The 20,963-nt window shown below is 60.6% G+C and carries 24 protein-coding genes and 1 other RNA gene; 3 read left to right on the top strand and 22 right to left on the bottom strand.

Annotated elements, in window-relative coordinates:
• Positions 1 to 12: 12 nt before the first annotated feature.
• Positions 13 to 1,584 (bottom strand): formate dehydrogenase beta subunit, encoded by a 1,572-nt coding sequence (locus KHO31_RS04295; RefSeq protein ID WP_201070401.1) that lies wholly within the window; start codon positions 1,582 to 1,584, stop codon positions 13 to 15.
• Entirely contained in the window at positions 1,581 to 2,066 is a 486-nt protein-coding gene (locus KHO31_RS04290; RefSeq protein WP_201070400.1) for an NAD(P)H-dependent oxidoreductase subunit E, read from the bottom strand. Before KHO31_RS04290 ends, KHO31_RS04295 begins: the two co-directional genes overlap by 4 nt.
• A 134-nt stretch (positions 2,067 to 2,200) precedes the next feature.
• Here KHO31_RS04290 and KHO31_RS04285 point away from each other — a divergent pair, with 134 nt between their 5' ends.
• Positions 2,201 to 3,280, top strand: a complete 1,080-nt coding sequence (locus tag KHO31_RS04285) for a substrate-binding domain-containing protein (RefSeq protein ID WP_201084698.1) — start codon at positions 2,201 to 2,203, stop codon at positions 3,278 to 3,280.
• 109 nt (positions 3,281 to 3,389) lie between these two features.
• Positions 3,390 to 3,656 (top strand): hypothetical protein, encoded by a 267-nt coding sequence (locus KHO31_RS04280; RefSeq protein ID WP_201070397.1) that lies wholly within the window; start codon positions 3,390 to 3,392, stop codon positions 3,654 to 3,656.
• A 162-nt stretch (positions 3,657 to 3,818) separates the two neighbouring features.
• Here KHO31_RS04280 and KHO31_RS04275 read toward each other — a convergent pair whose 3' ends face one another.
• From KHO31_RS04275 to KHO31_RS39120, 3 genes are all read right to left on the bottom strand, one after another.
• Positions 3,819 to 4,187 carry a COG4315 family predicted lipoprotein gene (locus KHO31_RS04275; RefSeq protein ID WP_201070395.1) on the bottom strand — a complete coding sequence of 123 codons (369 nt, stop codon included), beginning with the start codon at positions 4,185 to 4,187 and terminating at the stop codon, positions 3,819 to 3,821.
• A 283-nt stretch (positions 4,188 to 4,470) separates the two neighbouring features.
• Positions 4,471 to 4,788: a hypothetical protein gene (locus KHO31_RS04270; protein WP_201070392.1), complete on the bottom strand. Its 318-nt coding sequence runs from the start codon at positions 4,786 to 4,788 to the stop codon at positions 4,471 to 4,473.
• A 1,084-nt stretch (positions 4,789 to 5,872) separates the two neighbouring features.
• Positions 5,873 to 6,103, bottom strand: coding sequence for an Arm DNA-binding domain-containing protein (locus KHO31_RS39120; RefSeq protein WP_328820946.1), 231 nt, complete (start codon positions 6,101 to 6,103; stop codon positions 5,873 to 5,875).
• A 308-nt stretch (positions 6,104 to 6,411) separates the two neighbouring features.
• Between KHO31_RS39120 and KHO31_RS04265 the strand changes: the two genes are divergently transcribed.
• A complete protein-coding gene (locus KHO31_RS04265) occupies positions 6,412 to 7,614 on the top strand; it encodes a tyrosine-type recombinase/integrase (protein WP_328820947.1) in 1,203 nt (400 codons plus the stop codon).
• Positions 7,615 to 8,195: 581 nt separating this feature from the next.
• Here KHO31_RS04265 and KHO31_RS04260 read toward each other — a convergent pair.
• From KHO31_RS04260 to ompA, 17 genes are all read right to left on the bottom strand, one after another.
• Positions 8,196 to 8,672: a hypothetical protein gene (locus KHO31_RS04260; RefSeq protein WP_201070390.1), complete on the bottom strand. Its 477-nt coding sequence runs from the start codon at positions 8,670 to 8,672 to the stop codon at positions 8,196 to 8,198.
• 52 nt (positions 8,673 to 8,724) lie between these two features.
• Entirely contained in the window at positions 8,725 to 9,363 is a 639-nt protein-coding gene (locus KHO31_RS04255; RefSeq protein ID WP_201070388.1) for an HD domain-containing protein, read from the bottom strand.
• Between the two features lie 260 nt (positions 9,364 to 9,623).
• Positions 9,624 to 10,253: a flagellar biosynthesis sigma factor gene (locus tag KHO31_RS04250; RefSeq protein ID WP_201070386.1), complete on the bottom strand. Its 630-nt coding sequence runs from the start codon at positions 10,251 to 10,253 to the stop codon at positions 9,624 to 9,626.
• A gap of 2 nt (positions 10,254 to 10,255) precedes the next feature.
• Positions 10,256 to 11,260, bottom strand: coding sequence for a DUF2515 family protein (locus tag KHO31_RS04245; RefSeq protein WP_201070384.1), 1,005 nt, complete (start codon positions 11,258 to 11,260; stop codon positions 10,256 to 10,258).
• A 328-nt stretch (positions 11,261 to 11,588) separates the two neighbouring features.
• Positions 11,589 to 11,819, bottom strand: a complete 231-nt coding sequence (locus KHO31_RS04240; protein WP_201070381.1) for a hypothetical protein — start codon at positions 11,817 to 11,819, stop codon at positions 11,589 to 11,591.
• Entirely contained in the window at positions 11,812 to 12,039 is a 228-nt protein-coding gene (locus tag KHO31_RS04235; protein WP_201070378.1) for a hypothetical protein, read from the bottom strand. Before KHO31_RS04235 ends, KHO31_RS04240 begins: the two co-directional genes overlap by 8 nt.
• Before the next feature lie 730 nt (positions 12,040 to 12,769).
• A complete protein-coding gene (locus KHO31_RS04230; protein WP_201084697.1) occupies positions 12,770 to 12,925 on the bottom strand; it encodes a hypothetical protein in 156 nt (51 codons plus the stop codon).
• Positions 12,926 to 13,296: 371 nt separating this feature from the next.
• The gene (locus KHO31_RS04225) at positions 13,297 to 13,983 is read right to left on the bottom strand and encodes a hypothetical protein (RefSeq protein ID WP_236071082.1); all 687 of its coding nucleotides are present in this window, start codon (positions 13,981 to 13,983) and stop codon (positions 13,297 to 13,299) included.
• A gap of 1 nt (position 13,984) precedes the next feature.
• Complete coding sequence (locus KHO31_RS04220; RefSeq protein WP_201084696.1) at positions 13,985 to 14,527, bottom strand: hypothetical protein; 543 nt, start codon at positions 14,525 to 14,527, stop codon at positions 13,985 to 13,987.
• Entirely contained in the window at positions 14,524 to 16,119 is a 1,596-nt protein-coding gene (locus tag KHO31_RS04215) for an AAA family ATPase (protein WP_201084695.1), read from the bottom strand. Before KHO31_RS04215 ends, KHO31_RS04220 begins: the two co-directional genes overlap by 4 nt.
• Positions 16,116 to 16,505, bottom strand: coding sequence for a hypothetical protein (locus tag KHO31_RS04210; RefSeq protein WP_201084694.1), 390 nt, complete (start codon positions 16,503 to 16,505; stop codon positions 16,116 to 16,118). Before KHO31_RS04210 ends, KHO31_RS04215 begins: the two co-directional genes overlap by 4 nt.
• The gene (locus KHO31_RS04205; protein WP_201084693.1) at positions 16,492 to 16,728 is read right to left on the bottom strand and encodes a helix-turn-helix transcriptional regulator; all 237 of its coding nucleotides are present in this window, start codon (positions 16,726 to 16,728) and stop codon (positions 16,492 to 16,494) included. The genes KHO31_RS04210 and KHO31_RS04205 overlap by 14 nt, the downstream gene beginning before the upstream one ends.
• Before the next feature lie 196 nt (positions 16,729 to 16,924).
• Positions 16,925 to 17,689: a hypothetical protein gene (locus KHO31_RS04200; protein WP_201084692.1), complete on the bottom strand. Its 765-nt coding sequence runs from the start codon at positions 17,687 to 17,689 to the stop codon at positions 16,925 to 16,927.
• Between the two features lie 232 nt (positions 17,690 to 17,921).
• Positions 17,922 to 18,291, bottom strand: a transfer-messenger RNA (tmRNA) gene (gene ssrA / locus KHO31_RS04195).
• Positions 18,292 to 18,477: 186 nt separating this feature from the next.
• The gene (locus KHO31_RS04190) at positions 18,478 to 19,191 is read right to left on the bottom strand and encodes an HAD-IA family hydrolase (RefSeq protein WP_201070353.1); all 714 of its coding nucleotides are present in this window, start codon (positions 19,189 to 19,191) and stop codon (positions 18,478 to 18,480) included.
• 34 nt (positions 19,192 to 19,225) lie between these two features.
• Complete coding sequence (gene ubiG / locus KHO31_RS04185; RefSeq protein ID WP_201070350.1) at positions 19,226 to 19,924, bottom strand: bifunctional 2-polyprenyl-6-hydroxyphenol methylase/3-demethylubiquinol 3-O-methyltransferase UbiG; 699 nt, start codon at positions 19,922 to 19,924, stop codon at positions 19,226 to 19,228.
• 219 nt (positions 19,925 to 20,143) lie between these two features.
• Positions 20,144 to 20,791, bottom strand: coding sequence for an outer membrane protein OmpA (ompA, locus tag KHO31_RS04180; RefSeq protein ID WP_054037229.1), 648 nt, complete (start codon positions 20,789 to 20,791; stop codon positions 20,144 to 20,146).
• Positions 20,792 to 20,963 lie beyond the last annotated feature (172 nt).

Genomic DNA, 20,963 nt, shown 5'->3' with positions numbered 1-20,963 from the left:
GAGGCTCCTGGGTCAGGCCGCAGCCGCTTTGGGCGCGTGGTCGTGCACGTTATCGAGACCGAAGTCTTCGGGAAAATGGTCGAGCGCGGACAGCACCGGGAACGGCGTCATGCCGCCCATCGCGCAGAGCGAACCGGACACCATCGTGTCGCACAGATCGCGTAGCAACTGCACCTGCCGCGTGGACGTATCGCCGTTGCGAATCCGTCCGATCACTTCGACGCCGCGCGTCGAGCCGATCCGGCACGGCGTGCATTTGCCACACGATTCGAGCGCGCAGAAGTGCATCGCGTACTGCGCGAGTTCGGCGAGATTCGAGGTGTCGTCATGCACGACGATGCCGCCGTGGCCGACCACCGCGCCGACGGCTGCATACGCTTCGTAGTCCATGGGGATGTCCCACTGGCTTTCCGGCAGATACGTGCCGAGCGGGCCGCCGACCTGCACGGCGCGCGCCGGACGTCCGCTGGCCGTGCCACCGCCGTAGTCGAAGAGCAGTTCGCGCAGTGTGACGCCGAACGCCAGTTCGACCAGGCCGCCTTGTTTCACATTGCCGGCGAGCTGGAAGGGCAGCGTGCCGCGCGAACGGCCCATGCCGAAGTCTTTATAGAAAGCAGCGCCGCGCGCGAAGATGATCGGCACCGTCGCGAGTGTGATGACGTTGTTGATCACCGTCGGCTGGCCGTAGAGGCCGACCAGCGCCGGCACCGGTGGCTTCGCGCGCACGATGCCGCGTTTGCCTTCGAGCGATTCGAGCAGCGCGGTTTCTTCGCCGCAGACATAAGCGCCTGCGCCTTTCGCCACGAACAGTTCGAAGCGATGCGCCGTCGAGCCGAGCACGCTGTCGCCGAGCCAGCCGGCGGCGCGTGCTTTCGCGATCGCGGCTTCGAGCGTCGCGATCGAGTGCGGATATTCGCTGCGGACGTAGATGTAGCCGACCGTCGCGCCCGTCACGACGCCCGCAATGATCATCCCTTCAATCAGTACGTACGGGTCGCTTTCCATCACCAGGCGGTCGGAGAAGGTGCCGGAGTCGCCTTCGTCCGCATTGCAGACGATGTATTTCTGCGCCGCTTTCGCGCCGCGCACCGTGCGCCATTTGATGCCGGCAGGGAAGGCTGCGCCGCCTCGGCCGCGCAGGCCGGATTCGACCAGCGCTTCGCAGGCGGCGTCGCCGTCGGTTTGCAGGGCTTGCTTGAGACCTTCGAGGCCGCCGTGGGCGACGTAGTCGTCGATGGAAAGCGGATCGGTGATGCCGATGCGCGCAAAAGTCAGGCGCTGTTGCTTCTTCAGATACGGTATGTCATCGACCACGCCGACGCGGCGGGCGTGCTCGCCGCCCTCGATAAAGCCGGCGTCGAATAGCGCGGCGACGTCGCTCTCTTCGACGTTCGAATAACCGACGCGGCCTTCAGCCGTCGCCACTTCGACGAGCGGCTCGAGCCATAGCAAACCGCGCGAACCGTTGCGAACCAGTTCGATTTCAACGCCACGGCGTGCTGCTTCGGATTCGATCGCTTGAGCCAGTGCGTCGGCGCCGAGCGCAAGCGCTGACGAATCGCAGGGAACGTAAATTCGCGTCATGCCGTTGCCTCCACGCATTTGCTGGCGGCGGCGAAGAGCGCGTCGAATTTTTGCGGCGTGACTTTCGCATGCAACGTGCCGTTGAGCGTCAGTGCCGGCGACAGCGCGCATTGGCCGAGGCAGTAGACCGATTCCAGTTCGACCGTCGCGCCATGCCGATGCTCCGCGTCAAAACGGCAGCCGGTGTGCGCCTCGATATGCTGCGCGAGCGCCTCGGTGCCCATGCTGCGGCATGCCTCGGCGCGGCACAGTTGCACCGTGACGGGCGCCGCAGGCTGCGTGCGGAAGTGGTGGTAGTAGGTGATCACGCCGTGCACTTCCGCGCGCGACAGGTTCATGGCACGCGCGAGAGGCGCGACCGCGTCGGGCGGCACGTAGCCGAGTTCGTCCTGAATGGCGTGCAGTACCGCTAGCAGCGACATGCCCGGCTGCGCGTGACGCTGCACGAGTTGCTCCGGCGCGACGGCGATGGAATCGTCCAAGTGGGGGCTCCTCCAAAGTCATATATGCACTTGTTATTCATAAAGCGTGCACTTATGCTTCGTATATTCGATATGGGATAGCTGAACAATAGGCGGGTGATACGCCTCGCGCAATAGGAAAGACCAAAGCATATATGATCAGGATCGAGTGTCAGGCGCAGCTGGTTGTGAAGGGCCCGGACGGCCGTGAGGCCAGCCTGTCGGACGTGGTGCCGCTGCTCGCGCTGGTGGACGAATCCGGCAGCATCGCGCAGGCGGCGACGCTTAAGGGTTTGTCCTACCGTCACGCGTGGGGTTTGTTGCGCAGCATCGAGGAGCGGTTGGGTGGTCCGCTGATCGCGAAGGAGCGTGGGCGCGGCTCGGTGCTGTCCGAACTCGGGCAGGCCGTGTTGCGCGCGCAGCGTCTGTGCGGCGAGCGGCTCGACGGCAACATGCAGGCGCTCGCAAGCGAAGTCGCCAGCGACCTGAACCGCTGGCTCGCGCCACCTGCCGATGACGTGCGGATCCACGCGTCGCACGGGTACGCCGTGGCGGCGCTGGTGACGGCGCTGGTCGCGAACGATCTGCCGGTCGATATCAAATACCGCGACAGCGCGGACGCGGTGAGCGCGCTCGCCCGCGGCGAATGTGATCTGGCCGGTTTCCACTTGCCGCTAGGCGAGTTCCGCGCGGTATGCGCTGATACGTATCGGCGCTGGCTCGATCCACAGCGTCACGTGCTCGTGCATCTGACCAAACGCAAGCAGGGCCTCTTTCTCGGCAAGGGCAATCCCAAGGGAATCGGTGGTCTGAGCGATCTCGCGCGCGATGACATTCGCTTCGTCAATCGCCAGCCCGGTTCCGGCACGCGCATGGTGCTCGATCTCGCACTACGAAAAGTCGGGGTCGATCCGGACCGGGTCAATGGTTATGCGTCGACGGAACTCACGCATTCGGCGATTGCGGCGTTCGTGGCGAGCGGCATGGCGGATGTGGGTTTCGGCGTCGAGCCGGCGGCGCATCACTTTGGGCTCGACTTCATTCCGATTGTCGACGAAGACTATTACTTCGCCTGCGACCGCGCCCGGCTGGAGCGCATGCCGCTTGCAACGGTGATCGGCCTGCTGCGCGGCGCCGCGTTTCGGCACGGCGTCGAACAACTCGAAGGTTACGATCCGCGCGACTGCGGCAATCTGCTCGATCTCGATGTGGGGCTTGGCCCAGCTGCGATGTAAGCGACTGTAAACAAATTGGCGCCGTCGCCGCTGCATAGGGCGTTTGTTTGGGATAATCTCTAACCTTCCGCTTACGCCTTAACCGCGCGCTGTGCCGCGCCGAATCGATATGAAAGCTCTTCTTCACGCATGTGCTGCCGCAGCGACGGCCGGTGTACTTCTCGTCACCGCTTCGGCTGCCTTCGCGCAGAACTCGCCGGGTGTGCCGGGCGGTATATTGCAAGATCAGTTTCGTCTTGCCGAACATCCGCAGATGCCATTTGCGGCGTCGGCGCCTTCGGACAAATACCAGTCCAACAAAAAGTCAGCCATGCGCAAGCGCGGTGACAACGGTGATCCGAACGGGTGTAATTTGCAGTGTCCTAAAGACGAATAAGGGCGCGAGTCAGCGCTTTCGGGTTTTGCTTTTACGTTCCGCTTTTTGTGTTTGTTTGAGACGCCGGCATGCAGCCGGCGTTTTTCGTTGGTGTGCGTTGTTGCGCGCTGGTGCGTTTGATCAAGCCTCTTGGCTCGGGCCCCGTCGTTCAGCGGCTATCGGTTAAGGCTTTGCCGTGTGCCACATGTCCTTGAAGCCCTCTCCCTTCATGTCTCCTGCCTGCTTGTCGGCCGCATAGCGATACAGCGGATGGCCTTTGTACGCCCATTGCTGTTTGCCGTCGGCGGAAGGGATGACCGTCCAGTCGCCTGACGGTTTGTCGGACGCGCTCGCCGTGGCCGCCGGCCAGTTGTTCATGCAGCCGCCGGTGCAGGCGCTCACGCCGGGCTTGGTGTCTTTGTCGAAGGTGTAGAGCGTCATACCGTCCGCCGTGACGAAGCGGCCGTCGACGATCTTCGGGGCTTCGGCAAAAGCGGTCTGTTGCAGTGCAAGGAGGGTCAGTGTGGAGATGCATAAGAGAGTCTTGCGCATGATGTCGGCTCCTGATTTTGGTGTTGGTCTCGCGCGGAACGCAGCGTGCGGGCGCGCGTGAGGAATGAACGATTGAAGGGATGCGTTTATTCCTTTGGCTTCGCGCGGCTTTGATGCTCGCAAGCAAAAAGGCCCGCTCGAGGAGCGGGCCTTCTGTTTTATCGGCAGCCAACAAAAAACCCGCAAGCATCAGGCCGCTTACGGGTTTTGAGTGAGTTTTGATGGTGCAGCTCGAATCTGCGTGTCGCTTCTGTCCGACGAAGTCTACAATATTCCAACATGCCTATTGCAAGTAGCTTGGAATTTTCGTCTTGCATTCCTGTAGCGACTCGGTGCCACGATCGACAATCCCAAACCGGTATTTGCAGTAGTCAACAAAGTGCGCACGATCGATCGGCGGCAATTGGTCGATCGGCTCGTCGTCCCTCTCATTGGCAAATGGGTCGTGGAACTTCGTCTGCAACGTCGGGTATCGCTTCAGGAAGAACGTGGTCTGCGTCTCGTGATCGAGATACGAATTGACATAGCCCGTGTAGGCGACCAGCACGATTACAACGCTTGTACCGGCAATTGCCGCAAGCCATCTCCATGGTGCATTCATGGTGCACTCAGCCCAGTCAATTTCCGCAGCTTTTTGTCATGCGACCTCATCTCCGCCCACTGCTTGCCGTCTGCTGGCATTCACGAGGTCAAGCATCCGGCGGTTCTCCAGGACCGGCGTGCCTCCGACTATTACTCCCCTGTTCTGGCACGCAACGCACCACGCTGGATCGCCGATGAAAGCCATCCTGCGATATCTGCCGTCTTCGCCCTCGATCGTGCCTGCGTTGCCACTAGCGTGTACTCGGCTCCCATTGCCGCTCGTCAGTGGGTCATCCTCCACTGCTGCATAAAAAATCGTCATCTGCTCATGCCTACGCCAGCAACGCTAATGGCATTTTCATATTGTCCCGACATGATTAAGTGTCCTATCTGATTGAAAAAGAAACGGATATCCCTCTAGAATAGCTGCGTTTGATCCTCAGATGGTTTCTCGAAAATCATCGAACGATGAGGAATGCAAAACGTTGCGTAGATGCCACAACCATCAAGTACACTGCGGTGGCGGAAGAGAAGCGACTCGCAGGGAAGTGATTATTTTAGTTGCGATGACGCTGCGCAACCGGCAGGTCTTTTCTGATTTATCGTAGGATCACGCCCTGAGACGAGGGGCCCGATACACCGTGTAGCCAACATTTACGGCTTATGTTCAGCACTATCATGGGAAGGTCCGGGGAAGGCGTCCATGTGCTACTCGGCTCAAATTGAAGCGGACTACAAGAAGTACATAAAGATGTTCGGCGCTGTCATGAGCATTCGGGAGTTTGCGGAGTTGTATTGGGAGCATGGCGGGCGGAATCTGAAAGCCCCGATGGCAATGGAGGCGGTGTTTTCGCACGCCCAGGCCGATAATGAGCGTCGCATTCAGACACTGATTGCCGAAAACAATCGCTGCGGGCGACGAAGCTCGAACAGGAGCTTTTCAAGTAGCGGACACGTCTCGCCAATGCGGAGCGCATTCTGGACGCGAAGGCGACAAAAGCGGCCACTGAAAGTAAGCGGATCGCGTCCGACAAGATCGACGTCGCAGTGCGCCGGCTGGCTGACCTGAAACGCACTACCTTGAAGGATGGTGATTCGCGGATCTATACGCCGAGAGCCGGTAGCTTTTCCTTGCCGCTGTGCCGATATTTCAGGCGCCAATAGCGCGAACCATTCGGACGCATCTCAAGGTACACACCGCCGCCATCGGCGAGCTTTGCGTCTTGTCGCGCGACGCGTTCCTGCGGATTTCTGCGTCTGACAGCGGCATCGTCAACCTGTTCAAAGTGCCGTGAATACTGAAGTGGGGGTGCAAGGTATTCAGGACGGCGGATATACGATCAGAAATACCCCCGAGTACCCCGGATTAGTCAGGATGATGATAGATGGGGCAGAAAAATAAAAACCCCGCGAACCGTTAGTTGGCGGGGTTTTCGGACATCCTGAGCTGGATCAGGATTATGTGTTGGTGGAGGCGGCGTCTGCCAAAATTAATTCCGAAGTTTTCCGTGTCATTCCATCGAACATCAACACATCAAAGGTTTGCGGCCATTTCAACACCGTAACAGGCTAAAATGTTCCGGCACTATCCGCTACTTGGCGATGGGCTGAAATGGCACTCACTGACAGATAGGCAAAGGCACTGCAACCCGGCGACAAGCCGATTTTCGAGGGCAAGGTGACAGGGTTGATGCTCACCCCGGGCAAGACAGGCAGTAAGTGGACGCTTCGCTTCACCAGTCCCGTGACCGGCAAGCGCCGCGACGCGGGCCTCGGGGTTTATCCCGAAGTGCCAATTGCGGACGCCCGCGAGAAGGCGCTCGGCATGCGCCGCCTGATTGACGCGGGCAAAGACCCCATCGAGGAACGCGATCGTGAACAGCAGGCCGCCAGCATCACGGCGGCGGCACTGACTTTCGAAAAGGCCGCGCGCAAAGTTCACGAAGAACTCAAACCCGGCTGGCGAAACGCGAAGCATGCGGACGACTGGATTAGATCGCTTGAGGCTTACGCGTTTCCGCTGCTTGGTCAGAAGAAGCTCGACGCTGTGACGCCCGCCGATTGCGCGGACGTGTTGCGGCCTATCTGGCTTGAGAAGGCAGAGACGGCCAGCCGCACCCGCCAGCGTATGCACGCGGTCATGCAATGGGCGTGGGCGCACGGCCATATCACAGCGAACCCTGTCTCCGTTGTCGATCACATTCTGCCGAAGCAGAACGCGAAGAAGGAACATCAGCCCGCGATGCCGTGGCGCGACGTGCCCGCGTTCGTGAAGAAGCACGTTACCGAATTCAAGCAGGGAGAAGCCACGCGCGCCGCCTTGTTGTTCCTGATATTGACGGCGGCGCGTAGCGGCGAAGTGCGCGGCGCGGTATGGGATGAATTTGACCTGAAGGTCGGTGTGTGGACCATTCCCGGCGAACGGATGAAAGCCAAAGAGCCGCATCGCGTCCCGCTATCGGCCCCGGCGCTTGCACTCGTCCAAAGGCTGAAGGAACAGAAGCTGCACGAAGCGCTTGTATTCCCGTCACCGCGCGGGAAGGTCGTCAGTGACATGGTTCTCACGTCTTTCCTGCGTCGCGTACAAGCGCAAAGCGACACACCCGGACGGGTCGCAACGGCGCACGGCTTTCGTTCAAGCTTCCGCGATTGGGCCAGCGAACACGGCTACGCGCGCGACCTCGCAGAGCGGGCGCTCGCGCATACCGTTGCTAACAAGGTTGAAGCGGCCTATCACCGTACGGACCTACTGGACCAACGCCGCCCGATGATGGAAGCGTGGGCGGTGCACGTTCAGTCTTGCAGCTCCGCTGCCGTGCCAACTAGCGGGCCAGTCTTGACTTGAGCAAACCTGAATATTTTCACGGCCCCCCATCGGGGCACGTGGGGAATGGCCGAAACTTAACCGTCATCTTCTGGCGACTTACCATGCCGTCGCGTTGCGCGCGTCGCGCGGGTCAGGTACGCTGGCGACGTTGCCGTGGCTGGTTGACCCGTCCTCAAGCGTGGCTCTGAGGTCGGGACGTTCCCAGCGGCGACACCCGATGGTTGGGGTTGGACCTCTGCCACGTCAGAACCGACCCGAACCCCATCGGTCCTTTTCACCCGCCCGCCTCACAACGACGCCTCTGAACGAAAAAGCCTATCCTTGCGAGTCGGCTTTCGTGCCGTCTTTCCGGCTGTACATTCGTGCTACTGAGCGCGTCGTCATTTCCGGCCCCCGCGCAGGCGTCGTGTTAGACGCTGTTTTTTGGGCGGGAATTTTGCGCGCCGCCCGACGACTCATGAAACCGGGATCACCGGGAATCCTTGTCATTACGTCCATGACCGGTTTCGGGCTGCCGCGCAAGCTTGCACTATAACGTGCTTGGAGAACGCCCCAGGATAAGTTTGCAGTTCTTTGATCACACTCACGAAAACCTGCTATCAAAAGCTATCATTGCTATCAGGTTCGCGAGCTGCTTCATTTTCGACCTGTGCAGCGCTCAGACGCAACCTGACCGGGTATACCTGGTCTTTGTTCAATGCGACGAAGTTCGGCACGGTGCAATCGGTTTCAGCGCTTGCCACGTGTTCGCCACACCGGCATATGAGATTGGGACCGCGCCAGCCCGTCATACCGCAGCAGCCATTTGTCCGGTCAACGTGGTGCGTGACACTCAACCCGATCACGTCATCCTCCTGTACAAGCCAGCAACCCGCGTAGGCTTTCCACACGTCGCCGCGCTCCCGTATGGCGAAGCCCGCAGGAAAGCAGGGCTCACCAAATTTCCATGATTCACCACCGCGCGTGGTGTACTGCGACGTGTCTGCGATCATCAAAGCACGTGTAATTGGCGCGTCACACCGGTTGCAGCGAAAGCAGACGAGCTGCGTGTACTGCTTTTTTTCAGTTCTGAACATAGTGCATTTACGTAGACCCACTCGTTGGGCCATGCCTGACGGCAGTAATCGATCAGGCCAGTTCGTCGGTTCCCTGCCGGGTGAAGTAATCGTCAATGATTGCTCGCACGTCATTTCGCAGGCATTCGTCCGCTTGCGTCAGTACGTCGAGCAACAGACGCTTCTCGCGCATGTAGATTGCGGCGAACTGCGGATCGCGGTCCTCTACCGTGCGCAGGTTCGATAGGAGATCAGCCGCCTTGATCGTCTGCGCAGTTGCCGATGCCTGCGCCGTATGCGCCCGGTCCCTTGCCTTGCGTGCGGCCCGGTCGCCGCCATCAGGTGTCGATATCGCGGTCAGTTCGCCGACGAGCCGCCCGACGCGTTTACCGAACTCCGTCTCGATCAACGTCAGCGGAATGGCGGTGTCCTCAACCGTATCGTGCAGCCAGGCAACGGCAACCATCTCCGCAGTTACATCCTTAGCCCTCGACACCAACTCCGCCACTTCCGCCAGATGCACCGAATAAGGCTCGTCCGTGTATTTGCGACGCTGGTTTAGCGCAGCGTGCGCACCCAGCGCAAAAGCTCGCGCCCTTTCGATCAAGGCTCGGTCGGAGCCGTTGTTGCCGCATGTATGCTCTAACATATTGTTTCTCTTTAAAATCTGCCAATTGCACTCGCTGCACGCCTGCTCAGACGATGCCCACACGAAAGCGTCGTCCTGCTGTCACCTGAAACAGTCCGCGCCTAATGTTCGCACACGGCAGTTACGCCCGCGACCTTGCAGAGCGGGCGCTCGCGCATACCGTGGTAAATAAGGTTGAAGCTGCCTACCACCGCACCGACCTGCTAGAACAGCGGCGACCGTTGATGGAAGCGTGGGCGGCGCATGTCCGTTCTTTGCTGGGGTGAATGCCGCAGCGTGAGTCGAAAGCAGATGCTGGCGGAATTGCCCGCCAGCACATCCGTTCAATTGTCGTCGAGATGGTCTTCCATCAGCGGCGGGCCGCTCAGTTGTAGCGTAATCAGATAGCGCTCGTCTTTTGGCCGGTTTTCGTGAATGAACCGGCGAATGTCGAGCGCTACCTGATACTTGCCAGCAGCCTGCCAGAAGGTCTGCGGATCGTCCCCGCGCCGGATGCTTTCGATCATTGCAGGGGTACTGTCGATCGGTGGAAAGCGGCGAGCGCGTATGGGATGCCAGCCGTGCCGCCGCAATTGGTCCTGCAATTCAAGCATGACCGCCACCGCCTGATCGAGTGGCAACGTTTCAACCTGCGGGGAAAGCGTAACCGACAAAACATTGCCACGCTCGTCATATCCGACCGTGAGAAATTTTGCTGCGGGCGTCACAAACTGATACCGAGAATCAGTAAATCGAAATTTTGCCGGACGATTGATATAGCCTGCCCAAAATGCGCCGGGTTCAACCGGAGGAAGCGTTGAGCGTGATTGCTTGCGTACCTGTTCATAAGGTTCACCAAGCGTAAGAACCACCTCATCAACGGGCTTTGCCATCGCGTAGATACCCCATGCGATTGCGCAGCCGATCAATGCGCATGACAGATACCCGAGCCGTCTGATATTCCGACGCTGCATGATTACCTCGGATGCGCGATTAGATAGAGGGAGTTTTCAACGTCGTATTTGTCTGTCGGATGATGCAGTAGCTGGTTGAAACGCTGCGCGGCGCGCAAAACAAATGCCATCCGCTGTTGCGGATCGGCAAGATTCGCGAGAGGCTGCTTGCTAAATAGTTCACTTTTTTGTGCGTTCGCCCCTGACACAGTGCACTGATTTGCCAGTGCGAGTTGGATCTCGCGTGCTGAGCCAGTTGGGATATTCAGCGCCCATGCGAACTGGTTGGCGCGCATCAGCAGCGAGAATTCCGGATCGTCGTACATGGCTGGTTGCAGGATATTGAGTTGTTCGTGCTGCGCCAGTGCTTCAACGCCCCGCTCAATGTTCCCCGCATCAATTGCTCTGAATGCTTGCCGTATTTGCTCCGTCGGTTTGCCGAATGGCACTCGATCCGTAATCGGCCAGACAACCGAGCCGCGCAATTGTGCGCGTTCCTCAAGACATCTTTCAAAGCGCTGCAATCCAAATTTCTTGTAGAACATATGCAGCGGCCAAACGTCGAGAAACAGCGACATGTTTCCCTTGGCAAGCATCCGATAGACCTTGGCACCGCTTTCGACGGTCGCGGCACCCGCCGCTGACTGTGCCCCGTAAGCCGTCATCCATCCGGCCGGACCAACACTCGCTACCTTGCGCAAATTGGCAACGGTGTCCGAGGCCGATTTGCCGATCATTTCAGATGCGTTAAGCAGTCCACAACCTACCTGCTTTGACGCGAACGCTGCGAGTCCGGCCCACTGGAAACGTCGGTCATCCCACCAGAGTTGCGCATACGCCGCATTGATGCGGCGGTTGCGGGCAATCGGATCGTCAACGGATACAATGGCTTCGGCCTCCTTCTGATAGAAGCGCCAGCAGTCAATGCAGTCCTGCTTGTCATCTTCCGCCCGCTTTCTTGCGGCAGCCTCTTCTTCTTTCCAGTTCGGGTAGCAAATCGGACACCTTGGGTTATCGCACTTTTGCATGAAACTTGCTCGTTGTTGGCTTCGTTTTCACCACGCCCCGCAACGTTCGTTTGCGGCGCATGCCCACATATAAGGTTGGCCGCATCGAACATCGAGCGGCCGTTCCCGGCGCGGGGTAAACCTAGCAGATTGCAGGACACCTATGTTTTTGGGATATGCGCCGCTTTTTTTTGGAGCAAAAGACTGGGCTGTCGGCTCGCGTGGATCAACGAAAAAACCGACCCTTGCGAGGTCGGTTTTCATGTCGGTCTTTCCCGGCTGTCAATGTGTCAGGCGGCGCGCCGTGACACGTATCCGCCGCCCCAAGGTGCAAAATCCGCACAGCATGTCATTCACGCATAGCCACCGTTTGCGTCAATACGGCGCGTATGTCGGCGAGCGCATCCTCGAACAGACCAAAAATGGAAACCTGGGCAACGGTTGAAAGATCGGAGAACTGCTCCGCGACTTCTTCCAGACTCAACAGCCCCGCCAGCGCGTGCAGTTGATCGACGCGGATAACAGCAGTGTCAGGCGTCGTGGCGTCCTGCTGCGGAGAAGCGCATGAGAAATCAGCCATGATGCGCCTCCATTGCGTTGTCACACGCTTCGATCAAAGCGAGCACGGCGGCGCGCTCGGCTTTGCTCGCCTTCTGGAATTCTGATTGCGCACTCGACAGCTTGCGACGCGCATCGTCCAGACGTTCCTGGGCGGCGAATTTGGCGGCGCGTAGCGTGTCGATAGTATGGGATGGAACGGGCGATTGCGATTGCTCAGGGTAAGCGGACACGTGGTGCACGGTTGAAGCCTCCTGTATCGGGTTGATGAACCCGACGCCCCCGACGCCAATCGGGGTGGCCGGGCACAAGGCAAGGTTGGCGTACCGGCGATACAGGAAACCGGCGAGCGCAAGCGCTCCCTCACCAAGGCCCGACCATAAGGGCGCTTGATGCGGGCGTAAAAAAACCGCCGGTCGGCGGTTGCCCGCCTGTATCGTGCCCGGACGCCAATCCGGTATCACGGTGTTTCCATGACGTTTAAAGTATAGCGCACTGGCGGTGCGGCCCGCTTGCGCGTGGAACTATGGCCCGTGCCGTCCGCAGTTTCTTTCTGCGACGGACGGCCGCCGCTCCCGGAAACCAGGGGGACGCCCCTCCTAGTTATTCCTGCCGTTCCAGTTCGCAAAATGTCCTCAAAGTGCGCATTTATCCTGGGACACTTCGCACCAGGGTTCGCATCGTCCGCACCCGCAACCGGTCTGCGCCGGAAGGTTTCGGCCTCTGACAGATGCGAACCCTTGTGCCATGCGAACGCCTTTCTCAGGTATTAGCTACTCGATATCCGCGCCTCTTCGCGCCCGCATTGCGCATGCTCGGGGGAAGGACCCGCGCCGCCGATCTATGGCTTTTCCAGCCGCTGGCGGCACTCGCGCAGCAGTTCATTCACGCGCCGCCGTTCGTCGCGCCACTGCGCCGAATACAGGCCGTGCTTTTGCGCGTTGCGGGAAGAAGCGGCCTTGCCTTCCTCAGTCACTGGTCCCGTTGCGTTTGCCCACGCGTGAGCCCAAGGTCTGCGAGCGTTGTCGGCTTCGCAAACGGTGTCGTGTCGTGCGACACCGTTGCAATGTTGGCACCGCCACGTTCCTGCGTGGCGAGCATCTCCGCTTCGGCTTCCGTCCGGTTCACTGGCGGAATGAAGCGCGGTGTAGGTAAAGATTCTTTACTTACTGGCGTTATCAAACAACGTGTATCCTAGGCGCGCACTGTGCTTCATCAGTGCCCGCAATATGTTGATCCTGTTATTGATGGAGCGAAGGTGCCGTAATGCAAACGTCCTCCGGACGGAGCCGCGCCGCCTCGAAGCTCCCGCGACGGCGGCAACCCGTCACTTTGGAAATTGCCGCGTCTGAAACGCGACTACACTTTTTTCCGACCGGAAGATTCAGCGCGCGAGCCGCCTTTTGCACTCGCGCAGCAGTGCGTTCAGTTCGCGCAGGTCGGCCCGCCAGCGGACAGACGCCATGCCGTGTAGCGTTGCATTGCTGGCGGATAAAGCCTTACCCGCCTCGGTGCGCGGCCCCGTTGCGCTTTCCCACGGTTTCCAGCGCCGGATTGCCTCGGCCTGCCTGGCCTTCTGTTCCTCTGTCCAGCGTCGTCCCATGATCGTCCGTTAGTAGTTCGTTCGTCGGCTTCGTGGATTCTTCCGCGTGCGCGCGAGATTGGGGCGGCGCGCTGCCGTTGTTGACCTGCTGCGGCCCGTTCGCAATGTTGGCCTGCTTCACGAATGCGACTGGGCGCGGGTTCCTGATTTCCGCGATTGCCTCGACCGTCGCGCGGCACTGCGCCTGCGCTTTCAATGCCAGCGAAAGATGCGCCTGCATCTGGTTCAGGTACTCGCTGAACGCTGCCTTGCGGGCCAGATGGTTAAACATCATGTCGAGCGTGTTCGCCTGCGTTACAAGCATCGTTTCAAGCCCTTTCATCCTGCCACGCTGCACCGCGTCCGCCCGCGCACGCAGTTCGGCCAGATAAGCGGTCAGGTCCGTATCCGCGCCAAAAATCACTTCGCTGTATTTGAGGCTCGCGACCGCACCGCGCACAAGCGGACTCGATGCGAGCATCGCGCCGCGCTTTACCGGGTCTACAAAGCGTGGGTCTGTGATTTCCAGCCTGTCCGGGTTGCCCTTCGCGGTCGGCGGGTTTGCCGCCTGCTTCGCCGCCTTTACCGGTCGCCTGGTTGCCATCTCAGCGCCCCTCATAACGCCACGAACGCGCCGCCAGCAACGCCCGCGCTTCGGCTTCGGCGCGGCATTCGCGGACCTTCCCGCCGAAGTATTCGATGTTCGGCCACAGGTCCGACAGCGGGCCGCGTAGGGCGCGCGTCATCGTGTCGTGCCGCCGCTCATCCGACCATCCCTCGAAACGGCAAAGCTCGTCAATCATGTCGAACAGTACGCCTCTCATGCGCTGCACATCCGCTGGCGAAAGGTACGGCCCCCACGGCAGGTACGCGCCGCCGTCCGGGTCCACCAGCGCCCCGGCGAAACCGTCAGGCGCAGCTGGCGGGTCGTTGGCCGCTTCACCGGCTGGCGGATTGCCAGCGGCAGGAGTTTTCACGTCTTGCCGCTGTTCCAGCAGATACGCCATCACCTCGGGCTTGCGCGCGGCAAGCTCCGGCTTGATGGTGGCGACACCGCGCGCCGGTCCCTCGATGCCAATCCGCTCGTCTTCGAGCCGGAGAACGACACCCAGGGCGGCGGCGCGCTCCACGATATCAGCGGCACTCATACCGAATCCTTTACGCGCTCGTCGCCGTCTTCATCCCGAAGACCGCCAACTCGGTTAGCGTGGCGGTCTTCGCAATCTGGCCTCGAATCAGGTGAAAGGGGCAGACCGCAAACCCGCGTGGCTGTCGAAGACCGCCACGCCTCCCGAAGACCGCCACGTAAATTTGCTTGGCGGTCTTCGCGGTCCTGTGGGCGGTCTTCGGCGGGCGACTCATCGCGCGCCGAAGATTCCAACTCCCTCGCGCTGAAATCTTCGGGCGAAGTGCCCAAAGGGGCAGACCGCAAACCCACGCCGCTACCGAAGATTTCACGCACCCCCGAAGATTTCACGTCAGAGAGTTCGGAAATCTTCGTGAAATCTTCGCAGCCTGAAATCTTCGGCAACGCCCACCGCCAGCCGCCTTTCATGCCTGACTTGTCTTTTTCGACATCAAGCTCGCGGGCAGCACGAAACATCGTAGACCAGCTATAGCCCGCGCCGTCGGCATCCCGCTTGATGCGGCTCGCGTCCATCGGACCATCGGTCAGCAAACCTGCCAGAAACTCGCGCGCCTCGTCGCGCAGCGTCTTGCGTTCGTCGTCGTCCTGCTCGACCTCGCCTAGGATAGCGCGTGCGCTGCCGTCGATGCGTTCACCCCAGATAACGGCATTCGCGCGGATACCCGACTGGACCTCGACCCGTTCCAGCGCATAGGCGAACCCGCCATCGTCAGGCGCGATATTGGACTTTGCGCGGGCCAGAATCCGGCGCTCCGTGCCTTCCTCCTTCGCCGTGACCAGCACCATGCGCGCGAGCGCGCCGAACGCCTGGGAGCCGATCACACGCTCGACCGGCGCATTGCCTTTCGAACCCTTGGAAAAATGCGAGATGCCGATTACCGCGCAGCCGTGACGCGCTGCCAGATCAACCAGCGGTTGCAGATCGCGGCGCACGTCATTGGCTCGATGCGCGTCACCACCAACGGCACTCAGAACCGGATCAACAACCAGCAGGCGAACGCCGCCCATGCCCGCCATACGCTCGCTCAGAAGCGGCATGTCGCGGGCCGGATCGAACGGCACAAGCTCGCCGTCCGACTTCGCCACGCTACCGACGAAATGCACGTTGTTCAGGTCCGCGCCGCTCGCCATCAGGCGTGGCACCAACGTATCGGCGGGATCGTCCTCACTGCTCCAGATCAGCACCTGGCCAGGGTGTGCGCATGCGGTCCCGTCCGGCCATTGTCCGCCGCGCGTGACAACAGCAGCGAGCGCGAGCGCAAGCGCAAGCGCAAGCGTGGTCTTGCCGGTGCCCGCTGCGCCTGCCAGGACCGTCAGCTTGCCCGCCGGGAGCCAGTCCGGCCATAACCACGTAATGGGCTGCGGCTTCACGTCCGCCGCGCACTGAAGCAGGACCGCTAACTGTCCGGCGCGGGCGCCGCCCTCCGTTGCGTGATGGTTCGCCTTCATTTCCAGGGGCTGCGCGGTCGCCTTCGGCGCGCCCTGGGCGGCGCGCTGCGCGGCACGTTCCATCTGTTCGCGGCGCGCTTCGCTTATCTCGATCAGTTCGGCGGCGCGCAACAGATCAGCTTCCACTTCGCGTTCGCTTCTCATACCTTCCCTTTCGCCGCGTAACGGGCGAGCGCTTCCCACAGACAGCCGCGCGCGTGTTCCTCGATCCAATCGCGATGCTCGCGCCATTCATCGGGCGTCATGCAGCGCTCGCAGCGATCCAGTTCCTTCGCGATGTGCCGCTCGATCCATACACGCAACGATTCGGCCTGCTGGCGGCGCGGGCCGTCCAGACATGGTGACGGCCCGCTTGTGTACGGTTTCACTTCTGGCTGAACAGTGGCCCGCTTGGTGCGTGCGAGCTGACCGCGTGCTTCTGCATAGGAGGGCAGTTCGCGCCGCCAGCGCGCCCAGAATCCGGCACGCGCGGCGGCGAGTGCTTCCGCGTCGTCAGGCGGCGCGCTGCTGCCCGGTTCAGGCGCGACCACTGCGGCTACCTTTCGCCGGTTGCTGTGCGCGGCTTGCGTCAATCTGCTGCTGGACCCAGGCCACGACTTCAGCCTCGATCCAGCGAACCGCCGCACTGCCAATCTGGATCGGCTTGGGGAATTCGCCGCGTGCGATGCGCTCATACAGGGCGCTACGTTCCATGCCGGTGATCTCACTCACGCGGCGGCGCGCAATCAGGATGGGGATGGTTTGATCGGCCATGACTCACCTTCGGTAAGAAAGTGCGCGCCGGACTGGCGCGGCATGGCCGTATTAGATTGTCGTGAGCCGGTCCCGAATAGCCGGGTGGGTTCAGAAAACCCACCCCGGAAAAAGCGCCGGGGGGTAGGTAGGTTTGCGCTGAAGGGGTGGGTGGGTTCCAGTGAACGATGCGCGCAAACCCAATAGGCGCAAGGATTCAGGGGGTGGGTGGGTTATTGCCGGGGGTCTTCGGCGCACCGCCTGCCCCCTGCCAGTTTGCAACCTTGGCGACTTCATCGATACCCGTCTCGTTCGGGTTGCCGTCGTCGTTGGTCAGGCGGAACTCTGCCGCGTGTTCGCGCAACCACTTCTTGATCGCGTCCTTTACACTCTTGCCGCTGCCTTCTGTGACAGACAGCCAGGCATTGACAGCAGCGGCTAGCCGGGGAGCGTAGCGGGGGTGTTTGAGGTTCAGGTAGTCCGGCGCATCCGTCGCACCGGGAAAGAAAAATCCCGTTCTGACGCCGCGCGACGCGAGCCACTTGCGAACATCGTCAACAGTCACGGTGGTCAGCTTCCAGTCAGGTGCGACACGATAGATAATCGACCGCAACCTGACGGCGTGAGGTTCAGCAATGCCCCAGGCCTGGGCTGCGTCGTCGTCTCTTATCGTGACTTTCTGCGCATACGCTTCACCCTCGTCCGGCTCTTCGTCCCACCCCCGTTCCCAGGCCGGGCGGCGTATCGTTGCCTTCAGGTGTCCGGCCATCACGGCGTTCTCAAGCGCCGTCTGTGCCGTATGCACCCATGTGATACCGGTACTGTCGGTCAGGCTGGTTTCGCGGCTCCTGAAAAACTGGCGGGTGGAATCGATGGAGTGCGGGTCAAACCCAGCGATCAGCGCCGCAGCGTCTTCCACGCTGACCGGATCGACCAGACTCCACAGTGGATTGATTTCCTGGTACGCGTACGGATCGTTCACCTTGCCTCCCGAAGACTTGCCGGAGCGCTGACGAGGTTGCAGCAGCAGGCCAACTTGCGCGCACCGGACACAGCCGGATTCTAGCGGACTGTGGCGAACGCGCGACGGCTCTCAAGCGGCTAGAGAACTCACCGGCCAGCCGTGAAACGTTGCTCGATGATGGGCTAATTGATGGGCCAGAAAAAGCAAAACCCCACAAGTCTTTGAATTTGCGGGGTTTTGCTTAGAAAAATGGTGGAGGCGGCGGGAATCGAACCCGCGTCCAGAAGCACTCTACGACTAGTTCTACATACTTAGTTCTGTCATTTGATTTAACCACCACGACGCGGACGAACACGCTGCGTGACGGCGATTCACTAGGTTTTCGACCCGGGCGTCGTGACGCCGCCAAGGCTTAACTGACGTATATGACCTCTGTCGGTATTGCTACCGGTCTTGCGACTCTAGCCCGTCAGTGAACTAGGCAGAGGACGGCGGCCCTTAGGCTGCCAGTGCGAACGTTTCGTCGTTTGCAGTTACGTTTTTCCCATTGATTAACGAGGTGACGGGTCCTCGGTATGCCCTAGCCGCTTCGCAACCCCTGTCGAAACCAGGTCGCCCCCGCGGTTCGTTGCCCAATACTTATGGGCCAGCGTAGATTTTACAATAGTTTGACGGCCGCGTCCTGGCTGATTGCCGTGTTGTCTTGCCGTCTCGTCGCGCTGCGGTACGGTGGCGGCGAAGCGGTAAGACGCCGTAACGCGTTGCGTGCGCCGTGTCTGCGGTGTTCGCTGTATGCAGCTCGCTGCTCAGCCGATGTCGCGCAGCAGCTTCAGCAATTCTGCGGGCGAATGCACGACATGCTGCGCGTGCCATTGCGTCGGCGGAATGTCGTTGCCGCAGTAACCGTAGGCGGCCGCAATGGTCTTCATGCCGGCCGCGAAACCCGCCTGCACATCGCGCAGGTCATCGCCGACGTAGACCATGCGTTCCGGCACCATATCCAGCTCGCGCGCGGCGTGCAACAAGGGCGCGGGGTGCGGCTTCGAATGTGGCGTCGTGTCGCCGCTCACCACGCAACCCGCGCGCTCCTCGAGGCCGAGTTGCGCGATCAGCGGCTCGGTAAGCCTTGCCACCTTATTTGTCACGATGCCCCAGCGCACGCCCCGTGCGTCGAGATCGTCGAGCAATTCAGGGATGCCGGGAAACAGCGTGGTCTCGATGCACAAGTCGGCTTCGTAGTTGGCGAGAAACTCCTCGCGCATCGACGCGAACTCGTGGTTGTCAGGGCCGATGCCGAAGGCTCCGCCGATCAGCCCGCGCGCGCCCGCGGACGCGAGCGGCCGCAGGTCTTCCAGCGGCACCATCTCGAGGCCGCGATCGTGGCGCATTTTGTTGACAGCCGCCGCCAGGTCGGGCGCGGTGTCGGCCAGCGTCCCATCGAGGTCGAACAGGATAGCGAGGCAAAGACCGAGTGCGTTGTCGTTGTCTTCGCGTTGGGGGAGGGGTGTGGGATCGCTCATTGATTGGATTGAGTCCGGGGCAGGTCGGGGCAGATCAGACGTCGCGGCGACAGGCGAGCATGTAGTTCACGCTCGTGTCAGCGGACAGCGTGAAATGCTTGCTGAGCGGGTTATAAACGATACCTTTGATGTCAACCGTGCGCAGGCCGGCGGCGCGCACGAAGCTCGCCAATTCCGACGGACGAATGAAGCGCCCGTAGTCGTGCGTGCCCTTGGGTAACATTCGCGCGATGTATTCAGCGCCGATCACCGCGAACAGATACGACTTCACATTGCGATTCAGCGTGGAGAAGAATACCCAGCCGCCCGGTTTCACCAAGGTTTTGCATGCCTCGACAACGGCAGCCGGTTCGGGCACGTGTTCGAGCATTTCCATGCAGGTGACGACGTCGTAAGTGCCCGGTTCGCGGGTGGCCAGCGCTTCAGCGGCGATTTCTTCGTAACTAACGGTTACGCCGCTTTCAAGGCTGTGAAGATCCGCGACACCGAGCGCCTGGCTCGACAGGTCGATTCCCTTCACGTGCGCCCCCAATCCCGCCATCGACTCCGACAGAATGCCTCCGCCGCAACCGATATCCAGGACGGTTTTGCCGGCGAGATGCGCGTGCGCGTCGATCCAGCTTAGGCGAATCGGATTGAGTTCATGCAGCGGTTTGAATTCGGCGTTCGGGTCCCACCAACGATGTGCGAGATCGCTAAATTTCTGCAGTTCGTGGGGATCGGCGTTGGTCATAGCGGAAGCTGCCTCGATGAGAGCGTTGAGCGGGCGCTCGAGGATAAACCCTGAGTATATAGGCCGAGCGACGGGGCGGCAAAATGCCGCGCGGCGGTTGGCGCGTCGTGTTCCGGCAGATCGGGCGCGTACTCGGAGGAGAAAGCGAGCGGCGCCCGCGGCAGCGGCATAAAAAAAGCCCCGCCGAAGCGGGGCTTTGATGCTGCGGTAATTTGTAGCTTACTGCTTCGAAGTACCGACAACTTCGACTTCCACGCGACGATCCGGTGCGAGGCAAGCGACGAGTTGCTTGTGGTTCTTCTGGTTGCAACCGGTCGTGACCGGGTTGCGCTTGCCCTTGCCTTCCGTATAGATACGGTTGGATTCGATGCCCTTGCTCACGAGGTACGACTTCACAGCTTGAGCACGGCGCAGCGACAGGCGGTCGTTGTACTTGTCCGAACCGATACGGTCCGTGTAACCCGTTGCGACGATGACTTCCAGGTTCAGCGAGCCGACCTTCGATGCCAGATCGTCCAGCTTTTCCTTGCCAGCCGGCTTCAGGATGGCCTTGTCGAAGTCGAACAGAGCGTCAGCTTGATACGTAATCTTTTGGCTCGTAATAGCCGGTGCAGGTGCGACCGGAGCCGGCGGGGTCGGAGCCTGGGCAACCAGGGCGCCATCGCACTTAGCGTTGGCCGTTGCCGGCGTCCAGAATGCATCGCGCCAGCAAAGCTCGTTCGTGCCGTTCATCCACACGTATTCGCCGGTACCATTCACCCAGTTGTCGTTCGTGGCTTGTCGCGACGCCGGCACCGATTGCGCCATGGCGGATGCAGCCATAACTGCGGTAGCTGCAATGAACGCGAGCTTTGAAAGTTTATTCATATTTCTCCTCTCGAAATTGAGATTACCGCAGGTTTACTGCGAGCCTGTTGACGAAGACAAGTCATACATTGCTCGAAGTATAACATCGGTGTAGAACAAAAAACGTGCTGTGTAGACTTCGAGCAGTGTCTAACTCTTTGTGCGTTGGCATTTTGCCATATCGTTCCCTTCC

Origin of the sequence: Paraburkholderia domus (assembly GCF_905220705.1) — a bacterium.
GTDB classification, from domain to species: Bacteria; Pseudomonadota; Gammaproteobacteria; order Burkholderiales; family Burkholderiaceae; genus Paraburkholderia; species Paraburkholderia domus.
The sequence above is the reverse complement of the archived record's forward strand: the minus strand, read 5'-3'. Positions and strand labels throughout refer to the sequence as shown.